At 65.8% G+C, this 5,203-nt stretch carries 5 protein-coding genes; 1 reads left to right on the plus strand and 4 read right to left on the minus strand.

The window, feature by feature from the left end; genetic code table 11:
* The 4 genes from alaS to Q427_RS28295 all read right to left on the minus strand — a co-directional run.
* On the minus strand, positions 1–2,510 hold a 2,510-nt coding region (alaS, locus tag Q427_RS28280), incomplete at its 3' end, for an alanine--tRNA ligase (protein WP_043518951.1).
* 170 nt (positions 2,511–2,680) lie between these two features.
* Positions 2,681–3,166, minus strand: coding sequence for a regulatory protein RecX (locus Q427_RS28285; RefSeq protein ID WP_043518962.1), 486 nt, complete (start codon positions 3,164–3,166; stop codon positions 2,681–2,683).
* Between the two features lie 3 nt (positions 3,167–3,169).
* Complete coding sequence (recA, locus tag Q427_RS28290) at positions 3,170–4,237, minus strand: recombinase RecA (protein ID WP_043518965.1); 1,068 nt, start codon at positions 4,235–4,237, stop codon at positions 3,170–3,172.
* Between the two features lie 182 nt (positions 4,238–4,419).
* Positions 4,420–4,947: a CinA family protein gene (locus Q427_RS28295; RefSeq protein ID WP_043518964.1), complete on the minus strand. Its 528-nt coding sequence runs from the start codon at positions 4,945–4,947 to the stop codon at positions 4,420–4,422.
* Positions 4,948–5,103: 156 nt separating this feature from the next.
* Between Q427_RS28295 and Q427_RS37255 the strand changes: the two genes are divergently transcribed.
* Positions 5,104–5,203 (plus strand): hypothetical protein (locus Q427_RS37255; RefSeq protein WP_155833734.1); only part of this gene is annotated, 100 nt, incomplete at its 3' end.

The raw sequence follows: 5,203 nt of genomic DNA on the forward strand, positions 1-5,203 counted from the left end.
CCGCCCTTGCCGCCCACCTGGGAGGCGACGTGGTTGACCAGCTCTCCGGCCTTGACGCGGGAGGTCAGGTCGTCGGTGACGCCGGCGATCAGGCTCACCTTGCCGGCTTCCTTGTCCGCCACGCCCAGTACCACGACACCGGAACCCAGCTTCTGCTTGAGCTGGTCGAGTACGCCGCGCAGCTCCTTGCCGGAGACACCCTCGAGCTGCGTGGCGAGCAGCTTGACGCCGCCGATCTCGCGGGCCTCGCTGAGCATGTCGCGGCCGGCGGCGCTGGCCAGCTTGGCCTTGAGCCGCTCGAGCTCCTTTTCCAGCGCGCGGTTACGCTCGACCAGCGACTCGACGCGCTCTTCCACCTGCTCCGGCTTGGCCTTGAGCCGCTCGCCGATGCGATTGACCCTGGCCTCCTGCTCACGGAACCAGGCGAGTGCTCCTTCGCCGGTGATCGCCTCGATGCGACGCACGCCCGAGGCGATGCCCTGCTCACTGATAATATGGAAACAGCCGATATCGCCGCTGCGCGCCACATGGGTACCGCCGCACAGTTCGATGGAGAAGCCGTCGGCACCGATGGTGAGCACCCGTACGCTGTCAGCGTACTTGGCCTCGAACAGTGCCGCCGCTCCCCTGGCCTTGGCCTGGTCGAGAGTCATCTGCTCGATGCGGGTCGGGGCATTGGCAAGTATCTGCTCATTGACCAGGCGCTCCACTTCGGCGAGCTGTTCGGGCGTCATGGCCTCGAAGTGACTGAAGTCGAAGCGCAGGCGCTCCGGTGTCACCAGCGAGCCCTTCTGCTGCACATGATCGCCCAGCACCATCCGCAACGCCTTGTGCATCAGGTGGGTGGCGGAGTGGTTGCGGATGGTGGCGCCACGCAGTCTGGCGTCGACCTGGGGGCGCACTTCGGCGCCGACGCTCAGACTGCCCTCGAGCAGTACGCCCTGGTGCAGGTGGTGCCCGCCCTGCTTCTGGGTGTCGGTGACCAGGAAGCGGCCCCCATCGACGTCCAGATAACCCGTATCGCCCACCTGGCCGCCGGACTCGCCGTAGAACGGCGTGCGATCGAGCACCACGACCCCTCGCTGCTCGGGCTCGAGTGCGGCCAGGGCATTGCCCTCGCCGTCGACGATGGCGGTGACCCTGGCCTGGTCCTCGAGCCGGTCGTAGCCGGTAAATTCGGTCTCGCCCTCGAGTTCCAATGCCGCATGGTAGTCAGCGCCGAACTGGCTGGCCGCCCGGGCCCGTTCGCGTTGCGCTTCGAGCGCACGCTTGAAGCCGATTTCATCGAGGGTCACGCCGCGCTCGCGGCAGACATCGGCGGTCAGGTCATAGGGGAAGCCGTAGGTGTCGTAGAGCTTGAAGACCGTCTCGCCGGGCAGCACCTCGCCGTCGAGTTCGGCCAGTGTCTCCTCGAGGAGCCCCATGCCGTGCTCAAGCGTGCGAGCGAACTGCTCCTCCTCCTTCAGCAGGATGCGTTCGATCTGGTGGCGCGCCTCGCGCAGCTCGGGATAGGCATCGCCCATCTCGACGTCCAGCGCGCCCACCAGCTTGTGGAAGAAGTTTTCCTTGGTGCCCAGCTTGTGGCCATGCCGAATGGCGCGGCGGATGATCCGACGCAGCACATAGCCGCGCCCCTCGTTGGAGGGCAGCACGCCATCGGCGATGAGAAAAGCGCAGGAGCGGATATGGTCGGCGATCACCCTCAGCGAGGGGTGGCGAGTGTCAGCATGACCGGTACGCTGTGCTGCCGCCTCGAGCAGGTTCTGGAAGAGGTCGATCTCGTAGTTGGAATGCACGCCCTGCATCACCGCGGCGATGCGCTCCAGGCCCATGCCGGTGTCGATGGAGGGCTTGGGCAACGGGTTCAGATTGCCGGCCGCGTCCCGGTCGAACTGCATGAACACCAGGTTCCAGATCTCGATGTAGCGATCCCCGTCCTCCTCGGGGCTTCCGGGCGGGCCGCCCCACACCTCGGGGCCGTGATCGTAGAAGATCTCCGAACTGGGGCCGCAGGGGCCGGTATCGCCCATCTGCCAGAAGTTGTCCTCGTCGAGCTTGGAGAAACGCGCCGGGTCGATGCCCATTTCCTCCTTCCAGATGCGCTCGGCCTCGTCATCGCTGATATGCACCGTGACCCAGAGCTTCTCCTTGGGCAGCCCCAGCGTCTCGGTGAGGAAGGTCCAGGCGAAGCGGATCGCATCGCGCTTGAAGTAGTCGCCGAAGCTGAAGTTGCCCAGCATCTCGAAGAAGGTGTGGTGACGCGCCGTGTAGCCGACGTTGTCGAGATCGTTGTGCTTGCCGCCGGCGCGCACGCAGCGCTGGGAGGAAGCCGCCCGCACATAGGGGCGCGGGTCACGACCCAGGAAGACGTCCTTGAACGGCACCATGCCGGCATTGGTGAACAGCAGGGTCGGGTCCGTGCCCGGCACCAGGGAGCTCGACGGCACGACGGTATGCCCGTGCTCCTCGAAGTAACTCAGAAAGGCCTGTCTGATGTCTGCGCTTTTCATGGAATATCCGTGGCGATGAGCGTGGTGACCCGGCGGGCGGGCAAGCGGGTGCGACCCGTCGAACAAGGCCGCTGCAGGGGCGCCATGGCGCACCGAAGCGCCACCCGGGGCGTTCGCAAAGGGGGGGTATTATAGCGTAGTTGTCAAGGGACTGAAGGGGCTGGTCCGGGCTAGAGCGAATCTTGCGTTGAATTCCAAGCGTGGTCGAGTGCATGTCGCAGCTGCTCGAAATCGAAGCCACGGCTGGCCAGGAAGCGATCCCGCCGCGCACGTTCGCGGGGCGAGTCGCCGGGGCCGTCGAAGCGCCGTGCCAGTGAATCACAGGCCAGCGCAAACCAGTCGATGTCACCCGCCTCGGCAAAGGCGGCCTCAAGGGTGGCGCGGTCGATACCGCGCCGGGAGAGTTCACCACGAATCTTCAGCGGGCCCTGGCCCCGGGCCACCCGGGAGCGCAGAAAGCTCTCGGCGAAACGGCTATCCGACTGCAGCCCCAGCTCGGCCAGGGCATCCAGGCAGTCATCGATGACGGCTGCATCGTGCCCTTTCGCGGCCAGCCGCTCCACCAGCTCGGCGCGAGAGTACTCGCGCCGGGCCAGCAGGCGAATGGCATCCTCCCTGGGGGAGGTATCGCGACCGGAATCCGGCTGCCCCAGCATGGCTTAGAGCAGGCTGCCTTCGTCGGCGTCATTGGCCAGCTCGGCGGCGGCCTCCTTCTCCTTCTCCCGGGGCTCTACCGTGGCCAGCAGCTGGCCACGAATCTGGCTTTCGATCTCCTCCATCACCGCCGGGTTGTCCTCGAGGAACTGGGCGGCATTGGCCTTGCCCTGGCCGATCTTGTTGCCCTTGTAGCTGTACCAGGCACCGGCCTTGTCGACCAGGTTACACTGCACGCCCAGATCGACCACTTCGCCGGCATGATAGATACCCTTGCCATAGAGGATCTGGAACTCGGCCTGGCGGAACGGCGGCGCCACCTTGTTCTTGACCACCTTGACCCGGGTCTCGTTGCCGGTCACCTCATCACCCGACTTGACCGAGCCGGTCCGGCGAATGTCCAGGCGTATGCTGGCGTAGAACTTGAGCGCATTGCCGCCGGTGGTGGTCTCCGGGGAGCCAAACATCACGCCGATCTTCATGCGGATCTGGTTGATGAACACCACCATGCAGTTGGCGTTCTTGATGTTGCCGGTGATCTTGCGCAGCGCCTGGGACATCAGGCGCGCCTGCAGGCCGACGTGGGAGTCGCCCATCTCGCCCTCGATCTCGGCACGCGGGGTCAGCGCGGCCACGGAGTCGATGACGATCACGTCGACGCCGCCGGAGCGTACCAGCATGTCGCAGATCTCCAGCGCCTGCTCGCCGGTGTCCGGCTGCGAGACCAGCAGGTCGTCGAGGTTGACGCCAAGCTTCTCGGCATAGCTGGGATCGAGGGCATGCTCGGCATCGATGAAGGCGCAGGTCTTGCCCTGCTTCTGGGCCTGGGCGATCACCGAGAGGGTCAGGGTGGTCTTGCCCGAGGATTCCGGCCCGAAGATCTCGACGACCCGCCCCAGCGGCAGACCGCCGATACCCAGGGCGATGTCCAGGCCCAGGGAGCCGGTCGACACCGACGGCATGATCACCCGGGGCGTATCGCCCAGCCGCATCACGGTGCCCTTGCCGAACTGGCGCTCGATCTGGGAAAGGGCGGCATTCAATGCCTTTGAACGGTTGTCTTCCTGTGCCATGTGGCGCTCCTCGTAGAACTCGTCGGCAAAAATTCGGTTGCTGGGCTTGCGGCGCAAGGGCCGTCCTGACGTTCGCTGGCCAGACAATCGGAATGGCGGACGAAACCGATAAGGGGTCGCCCGGACACTGTATGGTTGGACAGTAGTATGGCGAAAAAATCGCCCCGCGCCAAGCGTGGCGCCTACGTCGCGTCGATATGAGTGGTCTCGATATGACGGATCAGGCCGACGATGGCGTCACGCACTGCGCGTTCGCGCACCGCCCGGCGATCCCCGGGATAGTGCAGCCGCTCGGCCTGCTGCTGCTCGGCATTGCCCCAGGCCAGCCACACGGTACCCACCGGCTTGTCCGGCGAGCCGCCATCAGGACCGGCCACCCCGCTGATCGCCACGCCAAGTCCTGCGCCGCTCTCGCGACAGGCACCGGCGACCATGGCCTCGACCACCTCGCGACTCACCGCGCCGTGCTGGGCGATCGTCGACTCCGGCACCCCGAGCAGGCGACTCTTCGCCGCATTGGAGTAGGTCACGTAGCCGGTCTCGAAGTAGTCGGAGCTGCCGGCCACGGCCGTGATGGCGCTGGCGACGCCCCCGCCGGTGCAGGACTCGGCAGCGGTCACGCTCAAACCGTGCTCCCGGCAGCGTCGCCCCAAACGCTCGGCAAGGGTGATGAGGTCGAGATTGGCCAGACTGGCGGCGCGATGTGCCATGGTGTCGCTCCTTCATGAGGTGGTGGCCGGCCCCTGACGTCGGCCGCGCGCAGGGGTAGACTTTTGCGTACAATAGCGCCTTTGTCTGCGATATGCAGGCCATGGCACCATCGCCACGCCAGAGACCCGGAACCGACCGCTCAGCACAGGACCCCCATGTCACAGGCCAGCGCCCAGCATACGCCCATGATGACCCAGTATCTGAGAATCAAGCGCGAGCATCCCGAGGTGCTGCTCTTCTATCGGATGGGCGATT

Source organism: Halomonas sp. BC04 (assembly GCF_000568385.1).

Excerpts from the sequence above, each read along its gene's own strand:
- Q427_RS28285 (WP_043518962.1), bottom strand. The coding sequence starts at position 3,166 with ATGCTGGGGCAGCCGGATTCCGGTCGCGATACCTCCCCCAGGGAGGAT.
- Q427_RS28295 (WP_043518964.1), bottom strand. The coding sequence starts at position 4,947 with ATGGCACATCGCGCCGCCAGTCTGGCCAATCTCGACCTCATCACCCTT.
- recA (WP_043518965.1), bottom strand. The coding sequence starts at position 4,237 with ATGGCACAGGAAGACAACCGTTCAAAGGCATTGAATGCCGCCCTTTCC.